At 33.2% G+C, this 223-nt stretch carries 1 protein-coding gene; it reads right to left on the bottom strand.

Annotated elements, in window-relative coordinates:
* The coding region (locus PVK62_RS17635; RefSeq protein WP_274449516.1) for a hypothetical protein at nucleotides 1-199 on the bottom strand (199 nt) is incomplete at its 3' end.
* Nucleotides 200-223: the final 24 nt, after the last annotated feature.

The raw sequence follows: 223 nt of genomic DNA, 5'->3' as shown, positions 1-223 counted from the left end.
AGCCAATTCCTAAAGAATAATGCAAACTGTTATACCAAGCTTCAATATACTCAACTGACTCTATAACCGCAGCATACTTTTCTCTTTTATCATCCCAACGTTTTTCATTTTTATACTTTCGAAAAGCCGCTTTCGTAGCTAAGTAAGCAGATATTGTTGATAACAACACTGGTAAAGCGATTTCTTTTAAAATTTCCATACACCCTAACTACCATAAATAAAC

This window comes from Aliivibrio sp. S3MY1, assembly GCF_028765575.1.
Taxonomy (GTDB): Bacteria; Pseudomonadota; Gammaproteobacteria; order Enterobacterales; family Vibrionaceae; genus Aliivibrio.
Note: the sequence above shows the minus strand (reverse complement) of the source record. Positions and strands in the feature narration are given on the sequence as shown.